Raw genomic sequence first — 19014 nt, forward strand, 5'->3', positions numbered from 1 at the left:
GCCCTCACACCTCCTGCAGCCGGTAACCGACACCGGTTTCCGTCAGGATATAGCGCGGCTGATCCGGGGTTTTTTCGATCTTCTGCCGAAGCTGGCGCACATAGACGCGCAAATATTGCACGTCGGTCAATTCGTCCCACACATGTTCAAGCAGGAAACGGTGGGTCAAAACCTTCCCGGCATGCTGCACCAGAACCCGCAGGATGTCATACTCCTTGGGTGAGAGCTTCACCTCCCGGTCCTCCACCTTGACGATACGCCTGACCAGATCGACGGAAAGATCACCGGTCTGAAACACCGGCCTCTCCCCCTGGCTTTGCAGACGATGGCGCAGGGCGACGCGGATGCGGGCGACGAGTTCGTTCATGCCGAAAGGCTTGGTGATGTAGTCATCGGCCCCCAGCTCCAGCGCCTTGACGATACCCGCCTCATCCGTGCGGCTGGAGAGGATGATGACCGGCAGCGCCAGCCCTTCGCCGCGCCATTTCGCTAGAAGATCATGCCCCGACATATCCGGCAGGCCGAGATCGAGAACGACGAGATCGGGCTTGTCCTCGCTGACCAACTCCATGGCGACCTTGGCATTCATCGCCTCGCTCACCGCATATTCTTGGGTCGACAGCCCTACGCGCAAAAGCTTGCGGATCGGCGGTTCGTCGTCGACGATCAGAATACGAACGGCGGAATTGGTCATTCCCGATCTCCTTCAGCGGCATGATCGCTTGTCGTCGGCAATCGCGCCTTAATCATGATCGATCACCGGAGCTCCGGAGGAAATCGGCAGACTGACGGTAAATTGCGCACCGGTACGGCCTGACCTGTTTTCCGCGTGGATCGAACCGCCCATGGCCTCGATAAACCCCTTGCAGATGGATAGTCCCAGGCCGGTTCCGGCCTGCACATGATCCGCCTTGCGCACGCGGTAGAAGCTGTCAAACACCCGCTCCGTATCGTCAGGTGGAATACCCGGTCCCGCATCGGCCACGGAGAGGAAGATATTCTTGCCCTGCCGCCAGCCGCGAATCTCGATGGCGGTATGTTCGGGAGCGTATTTGGCGGCATTGTCGATGAGATTGAACAGGACCTGTTCGAAAAGCACGGGATCGACCTTCAGCATCGGCAGGTCGGAGGGAATATCCAGAACAATCTCATGCCTGGCGACGATTTTGGCGGCGCGCGACAGCGCGGTTCCAACCATATCGCCCAAGAAATGCAGACCGTAATTCGGCTCCATCGCGCCCGAGCCGATCCGCGTCATATCAAGAAGATTGGAGATGAACCGGTTCAGCCGCTCGGATTCCTCAATGATCGTCGAAAGCAGTTCGGCGCGCGCATCCGGCGGGATGTCCTCGGCGAAATCCTTCAACGTTCCGGCCGAACCCAGAATGGCCGCAAGCGGTGTTTTAAGGTCGTGGGAAATGGACGTCAGGAGCGCGGTGCGCAGCCGGTCGGTTTCCGCCGCAAGCCTTGCCCGGTCGACATCCGAGACAAGCTGGATTCGCTCGATAGCGAGCGCCGCCTGATCGGCCAGGGCATCGAACAGCCGCTGCTGTTCCGGCGTCAGAAGCGGACCGAGCCGGTCATCGTCCAGTCCCACCACGCCGACGGCGCCGCTGCCGGTGCGCAGGGGCAGGTAAAGACGTTTGGCGCCAGGAAGCGTATCCGCGCCCCTGCCAGCGGCCTTGTTATGTTCCCAGGCCCATTGCGCGGCGGCAATATCGGCATCCCCCAGCGTATCGTCCGGCGGATATCCCGCCTTGACCATGATCGTATTGTTTTCCGGTAAAAGCAGAACGATCCGAACCTTCAGCATCGAGGCCATCTGGAAAGCAGCCGCCCACAGCACGTCGTCCAGCGTTCCCGTCACCGAAAGCTTCTTGGAGAACAGATATAAATCTTCCGTCGTTCGCGCTCTTGCCCGCGCGGCGGCGGCCTGTCTTTGCACGGCCGCCGTGAGATTGGAGGCGACAAGCGCCACGCCGAGATAAAACAGCAGCGCCACGACACTTTCCGGATCGCGAACAGTCAGGGTGTAACGCGGCTCGAGGAAGAAAAAATTGAATGCAAAAGCGCCGAGCAGGGAAGCATAAAGCGCTGGCCCCAGCCCGCCGCGTACGGCGGCGGCCAGAACCGCCATCAGGAATACCAGCGCCAGATTTCTGACATCGAGTGTCTGGTCCAGCACGATGCCGGCCACGATCGCCAAACCGACGAACAGGGTGCTGTTAAGATAGGGTCTTATAGAAGGATGCGATTGCGCCGAGGCCGGCTTTGCGGCCTGGCCCAGTTTCTCTTCTTTTTTATCGCCGGAAATGACATGAACGCTGATATCGCCCGCATGGTCGATCAGATCATGCGTCAGCGAACGCTGAAAAATCCGCTGCCACCAGGATTTTCGCGGGCGGCCGATGATGATGTGGGTAAAATTATTGGCGTTGGCGTAGGAGACGATTTCCCGCGTGAGATCAAGCGCCGGCAGGGTCACCGTCTCGCCGCCGAGCTGCTGGGCAAGCCGCATCGCGCCAGCCAGCCGGTCCTTCTCCAACTCTGACAATTGTTGCGAACGCGGCGTATCGAGATGCAGTGCCGTCCAGGGTGCGCGTAGGCGATCCGCCTGCCGGCGGGCATAACGCACCAACCCCGGGCCGTTGCTGCCATGGTCAAGGCAGACCAGAACCCTGTCTCCTGCCGCCCAAGGGCCGGAAATGGCGTGGGACTGCATGTGGTTGAGCAATTGCTCATCCACCCGTTGCGCTGTGCGCCGGAGCGCAAGCTCCCGCAGCGCCGTCAGATTGCCGCGCGAGAAATAATTCTCGATGGCACGCCGGGCGGTGCGGGGCAGGTAAACCTTGCCATCCTGCAGCCGTTTGATCAGATCGTCTGGCGTAATATCGATTATTTCGACATCGTCGGCCCGGTCGATGATGCTATCGGGCACCGTTTCACGAACACGGATGCGGGTGATCTGCGCAACGACATCGTTCAGGCTTTCGACATGCTGGATGTTCAGCGTCGTATAGACGTCGATTCCCTGCGCCAGAATTTCCTGAACGTCCATGTAGCGCTTGGGGTGGCGGCTGCCGGCGGCATTGGTGTGGGCAAGTTCATCGACCAGAACCAAGGCGGGACGACGGGCGAGAATGGCGTCGAGATCCATCTCCTCCAGCGTCTGGCCGCGATAATCGATGCGCTTCCGCGCAACGATCTCGAAGCCCTGCACCAGCGTTTCGGTTTCCTTGCGGCCGTGCGTTTCCACAACGCCGATGACGGTGTCGACACCATCCGCTAGCTTCGCACGGCCGGACATCAGCATTTCATAGGTCTTGCCGACGCCGGGCGCCGCCCCTAAAAAAATTTTCAGCCGGCCCCGCGCCTCGCGCCGGGCGTGTTCCAGCAGCGCATCGGGCGATGGTCGGCTTGGCATATTGCTGATATCGTCAGGCATTGAACCCACCAGTGGTCGAGGCTATGGCTTGCGAACAAGCCATAGCCATTTCAGTTCATGAGCCGGCTGCGTCAAGAGCCATGTTGAGCGCCAGCACATTCACGACCGGCTCTCCCATAAATCCGAGTTCCGGTCCTTCCACATGTCGTTCTACGATAGCGCGAAGTGCGGCCTCATCCATGCCCCTTGCCCTGGCGACACGCGGAACCTGGAAATAGGCGGCCTCTGGCGAAACATGCGGATCAAGGCCGCTGCCCGAGGCCGTCACCAGATCGGCCGGCACCTCAGCTGTCGGATTTTCGGTTTTCGCCGCCTCGTAATCCTGCTTCACCCGGTCAATGAGCTTTGCGCTCGTCGGACCGAGGTTGGAGCCGGAAGACGAAGCAGCATTGTAGCCGTCGCCGGCGGCCGACGGCCTGCCATGGAAATATTTCTCGCCGGAGAAAGCCTGCCCGATCAATTGCGATCCGACGACAGTGCCATTCTTCTCGATCAGGCTGCCATTGGCCTGAACGGGAAAGATCGCCTGTGCGAGGCCCGTCATGCCCAGCGGATAGGCGAGGCCGGTGATGGCGGTGGTGGCAAGGATCAGCACCAGTGCGGGACGAAACTGTCTAAACATTGTCTTTACTCCTCAAGCAAGACCGAGCGCCGTAATAGTGAGGTCGATGGCCTTGATGCCGATGAAGGGAACGATGATGCCGCCGAAGCCATAGATGACCAGATTGCGCGACAGCAGCGCGCCCGCGCCGATCGGCCGATATTTGACGCCTTTCAGCGACAGCGGGATCAACGCGATAATGATGAGCGCGTTGAAGATGATGGCAGAGAGGATGGCGCTCTGCGGTGTCGAGAGCCCCATCACGTTCAGGACGCCAAGCTGCGGATAAAGCGCCAGGAACATTGCCGGGATGATGGCAAAATATTTGGCGATATCGTTGGCGATGGAGAACGTCGTCAGCGCACCGCGCGTCATCAGCAATTGCTTGCCGATTTCGACGATCTCGATGAGCTTGGTCGGATCGCTGTCGAGATCGACCATATTGCCCGCCTCACGTGCCGCCACCGTGCCGGTATTCATGGCAACGCCGACATCGGCCTGCGCCAGCGCCGGCGCGTCGTTGGTGCCATCGCCGCACATGGCGACAAGCTTGCCCTTGGCCTGTTCCTCGCGGATAAGCTCCAGCTTGTTTTCCGGTGTCGCCTGGGCGAGGAAATCATCGACGCCGGCTTCCGCTGCGATGGCGGCGGCCGTCATCGGATTGTCGCCGGTGATCATCACGGTGCGGATGCCCATGCGCCGAAGCTCCGCGAAACGCTCGCGAATGCCACCCTTGACGATATCCTTCAGCTGCACGACGCCGAGCAGCTTTCCATCCCGCACGACGGCGAGCGGCGTGCCGCCTGTCTTGGCGATCTCTTCCGCAATTGTCCGGATGCCGCGTGCGGCGTCCGTTTCGGTTTTGACGGCAACCGCCGCATTGCCCTGTTGCGAAGCGCCGCCGTTGACGTAGGCGAGAACGGCGTCGACTGCGCCCTTGCGGATGGAGGAGCCCTCAAAATCGACACCGCTCATGCGGGTCTGGGCGGTGAAGGGTACGAAATTCGCATGCAGTTTCTGCATGTCACGGGCGCGGATGCCGTATTTTTCCTTGGCGAGAACCACGATGGAACGGCCTTCCGGCGTTTCGTCGGCAAGGGAGGCAAGCTGCGCTGCATCGGCCAGTTCCTGCTCGGAAACGCCGGCAACGGGGCGGAATTCGGTTGCCTGCCGGTTACCAAGCGTGATGGTGCCGGTCTTGTCCAGCAACAACGTATCCACATCGCCGGCCGCCTCGACGGCGCGGCCGGACATGGCGAGCACGTTGAAACGCACCAGCCTGTCCATACCGGCAATGCCGATGGCAGAGAGAAGAGCACCGATAGTGGTGGGGATAAGCGTCACGAACAGCGCCACCAGCACGATGATGGGGATGGAACCGCCGGCATAGGATGCAAAGCTCGGAATGGTCGCGGTGGCCAGCACGAAAATCAGCGTCATGCCGGCGAGCAGAATGTTGAGCGCGATCTCGTTCGGCGTCTTCTGGCGTTCAGCACCCTCAACCAGCGAAATCATCCGGTCAAGGAAGGTGGAGCCCGCGGCGGCCGTGATGCGAACCCTGATCCAGTCCGACAGCACCTGCGTACCGCCGGTGACGGCAGAGCGATCACCGCCGGATTCACGGATGACGGGAGCGGATTCGCCGGTGATTGCCGCCTCGTTGACGGAGGCGACACCTTCGATGACCTCTCCGTCGGAGGGAATGATATCGCCGGCCTCGACGAGAACGACATCGTTCACCTTCAGGCCGGCGCCCGCCACCATCTTATACTGGCTGCGGTCATCGCCAGTGAGCAGTTTCGCCTGGGTTTCGGTGCGGGTCCGGCGCAGTGAATCCGCCTGCGCCTTGCCGCGCCCTTCGGCGACGGCTTCCGCGAAATTGGCGAACAATACGGTGAACCAGAGCCAGAGATTGATCTGGAAGGAAAACCCGAGATTGTCGCCACCCATGATGAAATCGCGGATGAACAGCACTGTTGTCAGCACCGACACCGTCGCGACCACGAACATGACCGGGTTGCGGGCCAATGTGCGCGGATTGAGTTTTTTGAATGCGGCGGCGATGGCCGGAACGAGAATGCGAGAATCGAGGATGCTCGCTTGTTTGGACTGGCTCATGAAGAGGCTCCAGCGTTTGAAACGGGGCGACCGATAAAGATCGATCAGCCCGTGATAACTTCGAGAGCGACGACGGCGGCGACAAGAGCCGCCATCATCGCGAGAATGACATTGGAAGCGCACCAGCCGCCGGGCGTCGCGCTCCCCCTGCCGGGAGCGCCTTTCCGGATGGAAACGACGCGGTTACTTCGGGATTTGTCGTCGTTCATGGCATCACCTCAGAAGACCTGGCCTACCGCCATCGCCAGATGTTCGGCAACGGGGCCGAGCGCTAGCGCAGGCAGGAAGGTAAGGCCGCCGACAATCAGGATCGTGCCGACCAGCAGACCAACGAAAAGCGGGCCATCCGTCGGGAAGGTGCCAGCCGAGGCCGGAACGGTCTTCTTGGCGACCAAGGAACCGGCAATGGCGAGTGCTGGAATGATCACCAGAAAACGGCCCATCAACATGCCGAAACCAAGCGTGATGTTGTACCAGGTCGTATTGCCGGTAAGCCCGCCGAAGGCGGAGCCGTTATTGGCGGCCGCCGAGGTATAGGCATAGAGGATTTCGGAGAAGCCGTGCGGCCCCGCCGTTCCTATCGACGCCACGGCCGAAGGCAGAACAGTGGCCATTGCCGTGAAGAAAAGCATGGCGAGCGGCAGGCAGAGAATGGCCAGAACCGCCATCTTCATTTCCTTGGCCTCGATCTTCTTGCCGAGATATTCCGGCGTCCGCCCAACCATCAGCCCTGCCACGAAGATGGCGATGACGATGAAGAGCAGAATGCCGTAAAAACCCGCGCCGACACCGCCGACGATCACTTCGCCCAGTTGCATATTGATAAGCGGGATTAGACCACCCAGCGCCGTGAAGCTGCCATGCATGGCATTGACCGCACCGCACGAGGCCGCGGTGGTGATGACCGCGAAGAGCGACGAGAGCGCCACGCCGAAACGGGCCTCCTTGCCCTCCATATTGCCGCCGGCAAGACCGAAGCCATGCATCAGCGGATTTCCAGCCGCTTCCGCCCAATAGGTGACGGCGACGCCGGCGATGAACAGCACGCCCATGGCGGCGAGGATCGCCCAGCCCTGACGCTGGTTGCCGACCATGCGGCCGAAAACATTGGTGAAGGCTGCCCCGATGGCGAAGATCGACACCATCTGGATCATGTTGGAAATGGCGTTGGGGTTTTCGAACGGGTGCGCGGAATTGGCACTGAAGAAGCCGCCGCCATTGGTGCCCAACATCTTGATCGCCAATTGCGACGCCACGGGCCCGACGGCAATGGTCTGCTTTGCGCCTTCCAGCGTCTGCGCATTCACATAGGCGCCGAGCGTCTGTGGCACGCCGAGCCAGACGTAAACGAGGGTCAGCACGATGCAGAAGGGTAAAAGCACGTAGAGGGTCGCCCGGACCATATCCACCCAGAAATTGCCGATCGCCTTGCCGGAAGCACGCGAAAAAGCGCGGATGAGGCCGATGGCTATGGCCATGCCTGTTGCGGCAGAGACGAAGTTCTGCACGGTGAGACCGGCCATCTGGGTCAGATAGGACAGGGTGCTTTCCCCGCCATAGTTCTGCCAGTTGGTGTTGGTGACGAAGCTGACCGCCGTATTGAAGGACAATTCAGGCCCGACGGCCGGCATCGCCTGCGGATTGTAGGGCATCACGGCCTGAAAGCGCATCAAGGCGTAAAGCAGGGCAAAGCCGAAGAGGTTGAAGAGAAGCATGGAGAAAGCATAAGTCGTCCAGTGCTGTTCCTCGCGCTCGCTTGTTCCTGCAAGGGCATAGAGGCCACGCTCTACGGGTACGAGAACCGGCGACAGCAGGGTGCGGTCGCCATTAAAGACACGCGCCATATAGAAGCCGAGCGGCTTCACCAGCGCAAAAATGATCCCGCAAAACAGCAGAATCTGAAACCATCCATTGAGGGTCATGGTACTTTAACTTTCAATAGCCGCCGCTTCCCGATCAGAAGCGTTCGGGGCGAATGAGAGCATAGGTGAGATAGGCGGCGATAAAGACCGTGACAGCACCGCTCAAGATATAGTCGAATGTCATCGCAGCCTCCGTCTAAAGCCGGTCGCAGGCGCGCGTATAGGCAAAGCAGAGGGCGAAAAACACCGTGGCTGCACCGATCAGAACAACATCCATCATCGATGGGACTCCTTTTTAATCGAGGAGCCGTACAGGAAGAAAAGCGCCGTCATGTGGGACGTCGCTTTTCAATCTTTCTGGCTGGAAAGGGAACACCATCCCTTCCCGAACAGAAGAATGCACCCGAACCGCATAAAGGTTCGAGACGGCCACAGATGGAATAAAATAGGAATTCTATAGGAATTTTGATGCCCGCCGGTTGCGGGCATCGCTACCGCTACTTAGAGTCTTGACGCATCTCCGGACGGGAAACCGGGGTCCACTTTTCCTGGAAGTGCTCTAAGCAAGCCGGCTGTCACCGAAAGCGGAAACGATGGTTTCCGCCGGGCTTTTACTGGCAAGCAGCGCGGCCAGCAAAATGCGGGCCTGTCCGGGACGAAGGGTGGATGAATGCACGGCGCCCGCTGCGACAAGGTCATGCCCGCCGCCACCGCCGCCGTAACTTGCCACGAGCCGCCCTTCCGGCACGCGGCTGGAAACGATGACGGGAACGCCGCGTTCTGCGCAGCGCTTCACGGCTTCGGCGATACGCGGATTGGCATTGCCGGAACCAAGTGCGGCAAGAACGATGCCTTTCGCGCCCACCTGCAGGCTTGCATCGATATGGGTGGCGTCACAGCCGGGATGAATGGCGACGATATCGACGCGCTGATCGGTTACCGGGGCGGAAAGCCGCAGCGTTGCGGCAGCCACCATTGGCCGGGCCGAGCGGAAGGCATCCGCCTCGTCCGCGCTCAGCTTGTAAAGCCCCCAGGCCGGCAGACAGCGGCCGCCGAAGGAAAGGAGCACACCTTTTGCGGCATTCGCGTGATCGAGCGCTGTTTCTATGGCCTTGGCCAGATTGGCCGGTCCGTCCGCGTCCTTATGGTCTGCGGTAAACTGCGCGCCGGTGAAGACCACCGGCTTTGTGATGGCCCGCTGCAAATGTACGAGCAGCGAGGATTCCTCCATGGCGTCGGTGCCATGCAGAACCACGATGCCGGCAACGGCGGGATCATCAAGCTCCATTCCCACCGCATCACTGATGCGCTGCATGTCCGCCAATGTCAGGCTTGAGGAATCCTTCGCCATCAAATCGACAGGCTTCAGCCGGGCGTTGATCTGCGGAACCAGCGCCAGCAGGTCCTCACCCGAAAGGCTGGGCTGGCTTGCGCCATCGGCGCCACGCCGGCTGGCGATGGTGCCGCCGGTGGCGATGACCGCCACCAGAGGCGTTGCGCCCTGCCCGCTCACTGTATCGCTCCCGCACGCTCGTCCGCGAGGCGGTAGATGCGATCACGCAACAGATACCAGCCGATGACGAGCGCTGGAATGATGACAATCAGCGAGGCGATGGTCCAGGAGCCGACAGGATAGTCAAACGCCATCAGCACAAGGACACCGAAAAGGAAGATGAGTGTGAGGATGCCGGTATAGGGCGCGCCGAACATGCGGAAATCCGGACGCACGATCTCACCGCGCTGCGACAGCTGCCAGAGCTTCAGCTGGCAGAGCACGATAACGGCCCAGGCGCAGATGATGCCAAGCGCTGACAGGTTAAGTGCGATTTCGAACGCGGCGGAGGGGACAACGGCATTGAGCGCGACGCCGAATACGGTAACGACGGCGGTAACCGCGATGCCCCCATAGGGCACGCCGTTCTTGTTCATCTTTGCGAGCGCTGCCGGGGCCGAGCCGGAAACCGCCATGGAGTGGAGAATGCGGCCTGTGGAATACAGGCCGGCATTGAGCGAGGAGAGCACGGCTGTCAGCACGACGAGGTTCATGATCACGTCAGCGCCCTCTACACCGATGGAGCCGAAGAAGGTGACGAAGGGGCTCTCGCCGGCCTTGTAGGCGGTATAGGGCAGAAGCAGCGTGAACAGCAGCACGGAGCCGACGTAAAAGACGACGAGGCGCAGAACCACCGCGCGGATGGCGCGCGGCATGACCTTGCGCGGGTCTTCGGTCTCACCCGCCGCCGTGCCGATCAACTCGATCGAGGCATAAGCGAAAACGACACCCTGTATGATCACGAAGGCGGGAAGAATGCCGTTCGGGAAAAAGCCACCATTGTCCGTAATCAGGCTGAAGCCGGTGACGTGGCCTTCAATGGGCGTGCCGAAAATAACGAAGTAGACGCCAACGACGAGGAAAATGGCGAGAGCCAGAACCTTGATCAGGCTGAACCAGAACTCCAGTTCGCCGAACACCTTCACCGACAGCATGTTCATCGCCAGCACGACCACCAGCGCCGTCATCGCGAAGACCCACTGGTCGATACCCGCAAGCCACGGCACGTATTGCTTGAAGAAATTCATATAAAGCGCAACGGCGGTGACATCGGCCACCGAGGTCATGGCCCAGTTGAGCCAATACATCCAGCCGGCTGCAAAGGCCATCTTCTCGCCGTAGAACTCGCGCGCATAGGACACAAAGGAACCGGAGCTCGGGCGATGCATGATCAGCTCACCGAGCGCGCGCAGCACCAGAAACGCGAAGAAGCCGCAAAGCGCATAAACGAAAACCAGCGCCGGACCAGCCTGCGCGAGACGCCCACCGGCACCCAGAAACAGACCCGTGCCGATGGCGCCGCCGATGGCGATCATCTGGATTTGGCGCGGCTTCAGGGCTTTATGATAACCGAGATCCTCTTCGACGAAGACCTCACGTTCGGCGGGTGCCGTTTTTCCAGAATGCATGGATTTATCCTCCCGATAAAACGCTTGTAGTCGGCAATAAGCCGGAAATCAAAGTGGAACTGGCGTCGTCCCCAATGCTGGAAATATGGCCAGCGAATGCAAACATGCTGTAAAGCTGCATGACAGATTTTTGCCGTCATAATGGCAGATAATGCCGTTCGTCAAGGGTATTCGACATGATTGACCTTCTCCTCCACCAAGTTTAAGGTCGAAAAATCTGTAAGACAGCTTTACAGATATTACAACACTTAAAAGCCAGTGGAGGAAAGAGTGAGCGTGACGCGCAAGGAGCATGATTTGCTCGGGACGAAGGAAATTCCGGCGGATGTCTATTGGGGCGTGCACACAGCGCGCGCTGTGGAAAACTTCAAGATCACCGGGGTGACCATAGGCCACAACCCTTATCTCGTCCGGGGACTGGCCTATGTGAAGGAGGCGGCCGCACGCGCAAATCACGAGCTCGGCCTCATCGATGCCGAACGCATGGAAGCCATTGCAGAGGCTTGCCGCGAAATCCGCGCCGGGGCGCTGCATGAGCAGTTCGTGGTGGATGAAATCCAGGGCGGCGCCGGTACCTCCACCAACATGAACGCCAATGAGGTCATCGCCAACCGCGCGCTTGAGCTGCTTGGTCACGAAAAAGGCGATTATGCCCGGCTTCACCCGAACGACCATGTCAATCTCAGCCAATCGACCAACGACGCTTATCCGACCGCGATCAATGTCGGCCTGATCGAGGCGATCGATGATCTGGCGGCTTCCATGGGCGTTCTGAAGGACGCTTTCGACCGCAAGGCGCAGGAATTTGCCGGCTTCATCAAGATCGGCCGCACCCAATTGCAGGACGCCGTGCCGATGACGCTCGGCCAGGAATTCCGTACCTTCGTGGTGATGCTGGGAGAAGATCAGGCGCGTCTCATCGAATCCGCAGCACTCCTGCACGAAATCAATCTCGGCGCCACCGCCATCGGCACCGGGCTGAATGCACCGCGCGGTTATGCAGCGCTCGCCTGCCAGCATCTGGCGGAACTGACGGGAAGGCCGCTCGTGACGGCTGCCGACCTGATCGAAGCCACACAGGACCCCGGTGCCTTCGTGCACCTTTCCGGCGTGCTGAAACGCGTTGCCGTCAAGCTGTCGAAGACCTGCAACGACCTTCGCCTGCTCTCCTCCGGTCCGCGCGCCGGCATCGGTGAGATCACCCTGCCCTCCGTCCAGGCGGGTTCCAGCATCATGCCGGGCAAGATCAATCCGGTCATTCCCGAAGTGGTCAACCAGGTGGCCTATGCGGTGATCGGCAATGACATCACCATCACCATGGCCGCCGAAGCCGGGCAGTTGCAGCTGAACGCTTTCGAGCCGATCATCGTGCGCGCGCTTTCACAGAGCATCAGCCAACTCAGCGCCGCCTGCCGCACCTTGGCGGAACGCTGCGTCGACGGCATCGTCGCCAATCCGGCGATCATGGCGCAGCGCGTGGAAGAATCCATTGGCCTCGCCACCGCGCTCAACCCGCTGATCGGTTATTATGCGGCGACGGAGGTGGCCAAGGAAGCGCTTGCCAGCGGCCGCACGGTGCCGCAAGTGGTTCTGGAACGCGGTTATCTAACGAACGCACAATTGCAGCAGGCGCTGAGCCCGCGGCACCTTGCCAACCTGCCCGCCCTCACGGCTGGCGAAGCCGATCTTCGCCAATGATCGTCGTCACCACCTGTTTCACCTGCCCAAGGTGAAGCTCCATCGCCTCCCGCGCCTCAGGCGCTGACCCCCGCCGGATCGCCTCGACGATCCGGCGGTGCTCGAAATTCGAGGCCACGCGGCGACCGGCCATAAGGTTGACCATCTCTGACTGTTGGGACAGCGCCTCACGGGCGTCGGCCACCACCTTGGCGAACAGCCTGTTGGCCGAAGCTTCCGCAATGGCGCAATGGAATTGACCATCCAGCAGCACCCAGGGATGCGGCCTTTCTTCGGCTTCCATCCGGCCGCAAAGATCAAGCAAGACCGCCAGTTGGGCGTCGGTCCGCCTCAACGCCGCCCAACCGGCCGCGGGAACCTCGATGAAAGGGCGAGCCTCGATCAGATCGCGGGCGGAATAGGCGCCGTAATTCAATTCGGAAGGCGGCGTCGGCGTCATCACATAGGTGCCGCTTCCGGTGCGGGTCTGTGTCAGCCCCAGGGTCTGGAGAGACCGCAAAGCCTCGCGAACAATCGGTCGGCTGACGCCATATCGGGCGGCCAGATGGGCTTCGGAAGGCAGCCGGGTGCCGACCGCAAGCTGCCCCGAAGTGATGGCGGAACGGATATCATCGAACACCGCTTCTGCGGCATTCTTGCGATTGATCGGCTGCGCATCCGCAAGCCAATCCGACAACCCGCCCATCTTCAAGCCCTCCGGCACCCCATTGTGATCCGCAATATCGGCGACATACGGATTCGATATGCAAGATCATGCGGCGTCCAAAAACGAAAGGACGGCCGCCGCTCTCGCAGCTAAGCCGACCTTCCTAACATTATCCTGCCCATGGGAACAACGATGGCGGATATTTTTATGGGAATGATGAGGTAACGCCCTCACTCCTTTTCTAGTATCAGGCCGTGACGTCGTGTCCTTCCGGCTTGTCATCCTCGCGCGGAATCCGGAACCACGCGACATAGAGCGCCGGCAGGAAAAGCAGCGTCAGCGCCGTACCCACCACGATACCACCCATCATGGCATAGGCCATCGGCCCCCAGAAAATCTCCCGGGATATGGGAATGAGGGCAAGTGTGGCTGCCGCCGCCGTCAGCATGATTGGCCGCATGCGGTGCTCGGTCGCCTCGATGACCGCCCGCCAGGCCGAAACCCCTTCGCTTCTCAGATGCTCGATCTGCACGACGAGAATGACCGAGTTGCGGATCAGGATGCCGATCAACGCCAGCACACCGAGGATGGCGACGAAGCCCATCGGCGCATTGGAGAAGAGCAACGCCACCACGACACCGATCAGGGCAGTCGGCGCGACGGCGAATACAAGGAACAGCCGGCTGAAGCTTTGAAGCTGGATCATCAGGATCGTCGCCATAGCAAACAGCATCATGGGCACGACAGCGACAATCGGCGCCTGCGAATCCGCGCTGGATTCCACCGAGCCACCCGTCTCCAACGTGTAGCCGACGGGAAGCGTTTTCTGGAACGCCTCGATCTTCGGCTTCAGCTGCTCCACAATCGTGGCCGGCTGCGTTGGGCCGATAATGGCGGCCTTGACCGTGACAGTCGGGATGCGGTCGCGACGCCAGATGGTCGGCTGCTCCAGCTCATAGCGGAAATTGGCGATCGCCGAAAGCGGGACGGCCTTGCCGTTGGTCGCCGGCAATTGCAGGTTCTGCAACGTCTCGATGGAGCCGCGCTCGGACATCTGCGCCCGCGCCACCACGTTGACAAGGTAGATATCGTCTCTCACCTGCGTGACGGTGGAGCCTTCGACAATGCTGTTCATGGCATTGGCGATGTCTTCCGAGGAGACGCCGAGCTGGCGGGCCTTGTCCTGCAGAACATCGACCTTGACCACGCGCGTCGGCTCGTTCCAGTCCATGACCATGTTGGACAGCAGCCGGTTTTCGCTGACGACGCCCGACAATTGCTGTCCAAGCTCGCGGACTTTCTGGATATCGGGTCCACTCAGGCGATATTGAACCGGTTTCCCGACGGGAGGGCCGATATCGAGCAATTTCACGAAGGCGTCGGTGCCGATGAATGTACGGTCCAGATAAGCCTGTAATTCGGCACGCACCTTGTCACGCACATCCAGCCCCTTGGTGACGATGACCGTCTGGCCAAAGGTCACGTCCGGCGTCTGCACGTCGAAGGACAGGATGAAACGCGGTGCGCCCTCACCAACATAACTTGTCCAGTGATCGACATCCGGATTGTTGGCCAGCATTTCCTGTTCGAACTTGGCCATCTGCCGGTTGGTTTCGGCAATGGAGCTGTTCTGCGGCAGGTTCCAGTCGACGATCAGCTCCACGCGGTCGGAAGACGGGAAGAACTGCTGCTGCACAAGGCCCATGCCGCCAATGGACAGGGCAAACAACGCAACCGTAGCGACGATCGTCACCCAGCGCCAGCGCAGCGCCCGGCCGAGAAGCCAGGAAAAGGCGGAGGCAAAACGGCCCTTTTTCTCATGGTGCGATTTCATCGTCTTCGGCAGGATCGTCACACCGAGCAACGGCGTGAACAGAACCGCGACGATCCATGACACGATCAGCGAAACGGCGATCACCACAAAGAGCGTGAAGGTGAATTCACCTGCCGCGCTGTTGTTGAGACCGACCGGAATGAAGCCGGCGACAGTGACCAGCGTTCCGGTCAGCATCGGGAAAGCGGTCGAGGTATAAACATGGGTCGCCGCTTTCCTGAGATCGTCTCCGACCTCGAGCCGCGCGACCATCATCTCGACGGCAATCATCGCATCGTCGACAAGAAGGCCGAGCGCGATGATGAGGGCGCCCAGAGAGATACGCTGCAAAGAAATGCCGGTATATTCCATATAGACGAAGGTGATCGCCAGCACGAGCGGAATGGAAACGGCAACCACCATGCCGGCCCTGAGACCAAGGCTGATGAAGCTGATGACAAGAACGATGGCGATGGCCTCGAACAGCGCCGAGGTGAAGCCCGAGACCGCCTCATCGACCACGGCCGGCTGATCGGACACGCGATGCACATCGACACCAACCGGCAGATCCGCCACCACCCGCTTCATCTGCGCATCCAGCGCCTCGCCGAAGTGCAGCAGGTTTGCGCCGGTTTTCATGCCGATTGCAAGGCCGATGGCCGGCTGACCGTTGAAGCGGAAGAGCGAGGATGGCGGATCGACATAACCACGCCGGATCGTTGCCACTTCCGTCAGCGGGAAGAACCGGTTGTTGACCCGCAGATTGATGGACCGCAGGCTGTCTTCCGAAGTGAACTGGCCGCTGACACGCAGCGCCACGCGCTCTGGCCCGGCATTGACGAAACCGGATTGCGTGACGGCGTTCTGTGATTGCAGCGTCTTGATGATCGACTGCTGGTCGATGCCAAGCGCCGCGATCTTCCGCGTGGAGAACTCCAGATAGATCGTTTCGTCCTGCGCGCCGATGACATCGACCTTGCCGATATTGTCGACAGTCAGCACCTTCGCACGGGCATCCTCCACCAGATCGCGCAATTGTCGCTGGCTGAGACCATCGCTGGTGAAAGCGTAGATATTGCCATAGACATCGCCGAAACGGTCGTTGAAGAAGGGACCGACAACGCCCGAGGGGAAATCGCCCTTGATATCGCCGATCATGTTGCGCACCCGCAACCATGTCGGTTCGACGTTGCGCGCCTTGGTTTCCGGCACCAATTCCACGAAGATCGTCGTGCGGCCGGCCACCGTCTGGCTGCGCAGATGATCGAGATTGTCGAGTTCCTCGAGCTTCTTCTCGATCCTGTCGGTCACCTGCCGCGCCACTTCTTCGGCGGAAGCGCCGGGCCATTGCGCACTGATCACCATCGTCTTGATGGTGAAGTTCGGATCTTCCTCGCGACCAAGGTTGATATAGGAGAAAACGCCGGCAAGAACGAAAACCAGCATGAAGTACCAGACGAGCGAACGGTGCTCGAGCGCCCAGTCGGAAAGGTTGAATTTCTTCACTGACGGACCTCCTGATCGATCCTGATGGCCTGTCCATCCTTGAGCTTGTGAACGCCGGCGCTGGCGACGCGCTCGCCGGGCTTGACGCCACCGGTGATGCGCACGTTGCCGCCTTCAGCAGGCTCGCCATCTATCGTGACCGTGCGGAGCGTTACCGTCGCCGTTTCGGCATTGACGATCCAGACACCCCAGCCATTGTCGGTTTTCAGCAGGGCCGATGACGGAAGCATGATCTGCGGTTCGGATGCGGCAAGCACCGAAGCCGTGACAACGGAGCCGAGCCGGAATGCCGACGGCGCATCCTGCAGGCTGATCTTCGTGCGGCGCGTGCGCGTCGCCGTTTCGGCTTCCGGAGCGATCTCGCGCACCACGCCGGTGGTTCGAATTTTCGGATCGAGCTGCAGGGCGATCTCGAAGGCGGAGCCGATCTCCAGGCGCTGCGCCGCAAATTGCGGAACGTCGACCACCACATCGCGCACTTCCGGGCGAGCGATGGTCACGACTGTCTGGCCGGCCGAGACAACCTGACCGATTTCGCCCGAAGTCCCCGTAACCACGCCGTCAAATTCTGCATGCAACTGCGCATAGCCCAGCTGCTCCTCGGCTTTGTCCAGATTGGCGCGGGCCTTGGCGACGGCGGCGTTGGCGGTGCGTGTTGCCTGTTGGGCTTCTTCCAGCGCGGCCTCCGTGCCGCTGCGGGCCTCCGCCAACACGCGCTGGCGCTGCTCGGTCGTTATTGCATTGGCGAGCTGCGCTTCCGCATTGGAAAGGTCGGACTGCGCGCTCTTCACCGCAAGCTCCAGCGCCAGCGGATCGATCGACGCGACCACATCACCTTTCTTTACCAGATCGGCGACATCGACATTGCGCGCGATAATGCGCCCGAGAACGCGAAAGCCGAGATCGGTCTGAATGCGCGATTCCACCGTGCCGGTCAGCCGCAGGGCGTCGGCCGACTTCTCTTCCACGACAACGGAAAGCACCGGACGCGGCGCCTCGGCGGCGGCTTCCTGCTTCTCCTCGCAGGAGGAAACCGCAATGGCCGCAACCGCCAAAAACAAGCTTCTGTATATACTGGACATTATTGTGCCTGCCCCTTTTCATAGGCGACCTTTTCGCCGGCGCGGAGAAATTTGGTACCAACGGTGACCACAAGTTCGCCGGGATTGAGCCCTTGTGCGACGACGAATTGACCCGTCTCGTAGTCGGCGACCTCGACACGCCGCATGGCGATTTCCGAAGATTGCGGATCGACCACCCAGACGGCAGGCAGGCCGTCCTGCGACGTCATCGCCGACCACGGAAGCTCAATCGCATCGATCTGTTCGAAACGGAAATGGCCGGAAACGGGCGCGCCGAGCGGCATGGTCATGTCGCCGTTCAGGCCCACCTTGACCCTGATCGTTCCATTGTCGGGGTCGATAGTCGGCGAAATCTCCCGTACCGGCGCCGCAATTCTGTGGGTGGGATCCGACAGGAGGCTGACATTGACGAGATTATCGATATCGCGCTCGAGGAACAGGGATTCATAAACGTCGAAGACCGCATCGCGCGGCCCGTCATGCGCCAGCGTGAAGACGAGCTGGGCGGCCTGCGCCACCTGGCCGACCTCGACATTACGCGCCGTGATGACGCCATCCGCATCCGCCCTGAGTTCGGTGTAGGACAGGGCATCGCGCGCCGTATCGAGCTGCGCCTGCGCCGATCTCACCGCACCCTGCGTCGTGAGCAGGGTTTCCTGGGCCTTGTCGACCGCCGAACGCGAGGTCACCTGCGTCTTGAAAAGGCTTTGTTGACGATCGAACGTCAATTGCGCCTGCGTCTGCTGCGCCTCCGCAGATTGCAGGTTGGCCAAGGCGACATCGAGATCGGCCTTTTGCTCTTCGGGATCCATGCGGGCAAGCAATTGCCCGGTCTTGACCCGTGCGCCCACATCCACCAGCCGCTCGGTGATCTTGCCGCTGACCCGGAAGGATAGATCCGTTTGGACTCGCGCCTTTACTTCGCCCGTGATGACGCTACCGCGATCGACGGGCTTTTTCTCAACCGCGACCACATCGACGGTGCGAAGCGGCTTTTCGGCGGGCGGCTCGTCATTGCTGCAGGACGACAGGGCGAAAATGCCGCCAAGCGCCGCCGCGATAAGAATGGTTCTCATGGTGACCTCTTGATTTTCGCCTCATCCTATAATATTTGACTGACTGAATAGTCAATGAAATTCTTATGCTGCTGATCGGGGAGCTGTGCGGAGCATCCGCACGGGTTCCCGAATGATCATTCCCTCGTCGTCCGGCACATACCTGCGGGCGCATTGGCAATGGTCCGGCATAGCGAAGCATGTGCGCGCCTTCACAAAAATCGTTC

General features: G+C 60.5%; 14 protein-coding genes. 1 reads left to right on the forward strand and 13 read right to left on the reverse strand.

Annotated elements, in window-relative coordinates; all coding sequences use genetic code 11:
• Positions 1 to 4: 4 nt before the first annotated feature.
• The 9 genes from ACQZ48_RS03780 to ACQZ48_RS03820 all read right to left on the reverse strand — a co-directional run bounded on the left by ACQZ48_RS03780 (position 5) and on the right by ACQZ48_RS03820 (position 10987).
• On the reverse strand, positions 5 to 694 hold the full coding sequence (locus ACQZ48_RS03780; RefSeq protein ID WP_077983515.1) for a response regulator transcription factor: 690 nt from the start codon (positions 692 to 694) through the stop codon (positions 5 to 7).
• Positions 695 to 742: 48 nt separating this feature from the next.
• The gene (locus ACQZ48_RS03785; protein ID WP_142913485.1) at positions 743 to 3445 is read right to left on the reverse strand and encodes a sensor histidine kinase; all 2703 of its coding nucleotides are present in this window, start codon (positions 3443 to 3445) and stop codon (positions 743 to 745) included.
• A gap of 55 nt (positions 3446 to 3500) precedes the next feature.
• Complete coding sequence (gene kdpC / locus ACQZ48_RS03790) at positions 3501 to 4067, reverse strand: potassium-transporting ATPase subunit KdpC (RefSeq protein WP_077983517.1); 567 nt, start codon at positions 4065 to 4067, stop codon at positions 3501 to 3503.
• 12 nt (positions 4068 to 4079) lie between these two features.
• The gene (kdpB, locus tag ACQZ48_RS03795) at positions 4080 to 6164 is read right to left on the reverse strand and encodes a potassium-transporting ATPase subunit KdpB (RefSeq protein ID WP_077983518.1); all 2085 of its coding nucleotides are present in this window, start codon (positions 6162 to 6164) and stop codon (positions 4080 to 4082) included.
• Positions 6165 to 6208: 44 nt separating this feature from the next.
• Positions 6209 to 6373 (reverse strand): hypothetical protein, encoded by a 165-nt coding sequence (locus ACQZ48_RS03800; protein WP_162854292.1) that lies wholly within the window; start codon positions 6371 to 6373, stop codon positions 6209 to 6211.
• Between the two features lie 9 nt (positions 6374 to 6382).
• On the reverse strand, positions 6383 to 8086 hold the full coding sequence (gene kdpA / locus ACQZ48_RS03805; RefSeq protein WP_137411368.1) for a potassium-transporting ATPase subunit KdpA: 1704 nt from the start codon (positions 8084 to 8086) through the stop codon (positions 6383 to 6385).
• Between the two features lie 34 nt (positions 8087 to 8120).
• Entirely contained in the window at positions 8121 to 8210 is a 90-nt protein-coding gene (gene kdpF, locus ACQZ48_RS03810; protein ID WP_003506089.1) for a K(+)-transporting ATPase subunit F, read from the reverse strand.
• Between the two features lie 375 nt (positions 8211 to 8585).
• Positions 8586 to 9539 carry an asparaginase gene (locus ACQZ48_RS03815; RefSeq protein ID WP_077983520.1) on the reverse strand — a complete coding sequence of 318 codons (954 nt, stop codon included), beginning with the start codon at positions 9537 to 9539 and terminating at the stop codon, positions 8586 to 8588.
• Positions 9536 to 10987: an amino acid permease gene (locus tag ACQZ48_RS03820; protein WP_137411367.1), complete on the reverse strand. Its 1452-nt coding sequence runs from the start codon at positions 10985 to 10987 to the stop codon at positions 9536 to 9538. Before ACQZ48_RS03820 ends, ACQZ48_RS03815 begins: the two co-directional genes overlap by 4 nt.
• 270 nt (positions 10988 to 11257) lie before the next feature.
• Here ACQZ48_RS03820 and ACQZ48_RS03825 point away from each other — a divergent pair, with 270 nt between their 5' ends.
• Positions 11258 to 12685: an aspartate ammonia-lyase gene (locus ACQZ48_RS03825; protein ID WP_244614267.1), complete on the forward strand. Its 1428-nt coding sequence runs from the start codon at positions 11258 to 11260 to the stop codon at positions 12683 to 12685.
• On the opposite strand, the gene ACQZ48_RS03830 is transcribed toward ACQZ48_RS03825, so the two are convergent.
• The 4 genes from ACQZ48_RS03830 to ACQZ48_RS03845 all read right to left on the reverse strand — a co-directional run bounded on the left by ACQZ48_RS03830 (position 12654) and on the right by ACQZ48_RS03845 (position 18808).
• Entirely contained in the window at positions 12654 to 13370 is a 717-nt protein-coding gene (locus ACQZ48_RS03830; RefSeq protein ID WP_448728550.1) for a FadR/GntR family transcriptional regulator, read from the reverse strand. The genes ACQZ48_RS03825 and ACQZ48_RS03830 overlap by 32 nt on opposite strands.
• Before the next feature lie 208 nt (positions 13371 to 13578).
• Complete coding sequence (locus ACQZ48_RS03835) at positions 13579 to 16650, reverse strand: efflux RND transporter permease subunit (RefSeq protein WP_448728551.1); 3072 nt, start codon at positions 16648 to 16650, stop codon at positions 13579 to 13581.
• A complete protein-coding gene (locus ACQZ48_RS03840) occupies positions 16647 to 17732 on the reverse strand; it encodes an efflux RND transporter periplasmic adaptor subunit (protein WP_269827102.1) in 1086 nt (361 codons plus the stop codon). Before ACQZ48_RS03840 ends, ACQZ48_RS03835 begins: the two co-directional genes overlap by 4 nt.
• Positions 17732 to 18808, reverse strand: coding sequence for an efflux RND transporter periplasmic adaptor subunit (locus tag ACQZ48_RS03845; RefSeq protein ID WP_173991151.1), 1077 nt, complete (start codon positions 18806 to 18808; stop codon positions 17732 to 17734). Before ACQZ48_RS03845 ends, ACQZ48_RS03840 begins: the two co-directional genes overlap by 1 nt.
• Positions 18809 to 19014 lie beyond the last annotated feature (206 nt).

It is taken from the genome of Agrobacterium sp. 22-209-1 (assembly GCF_053522485.1).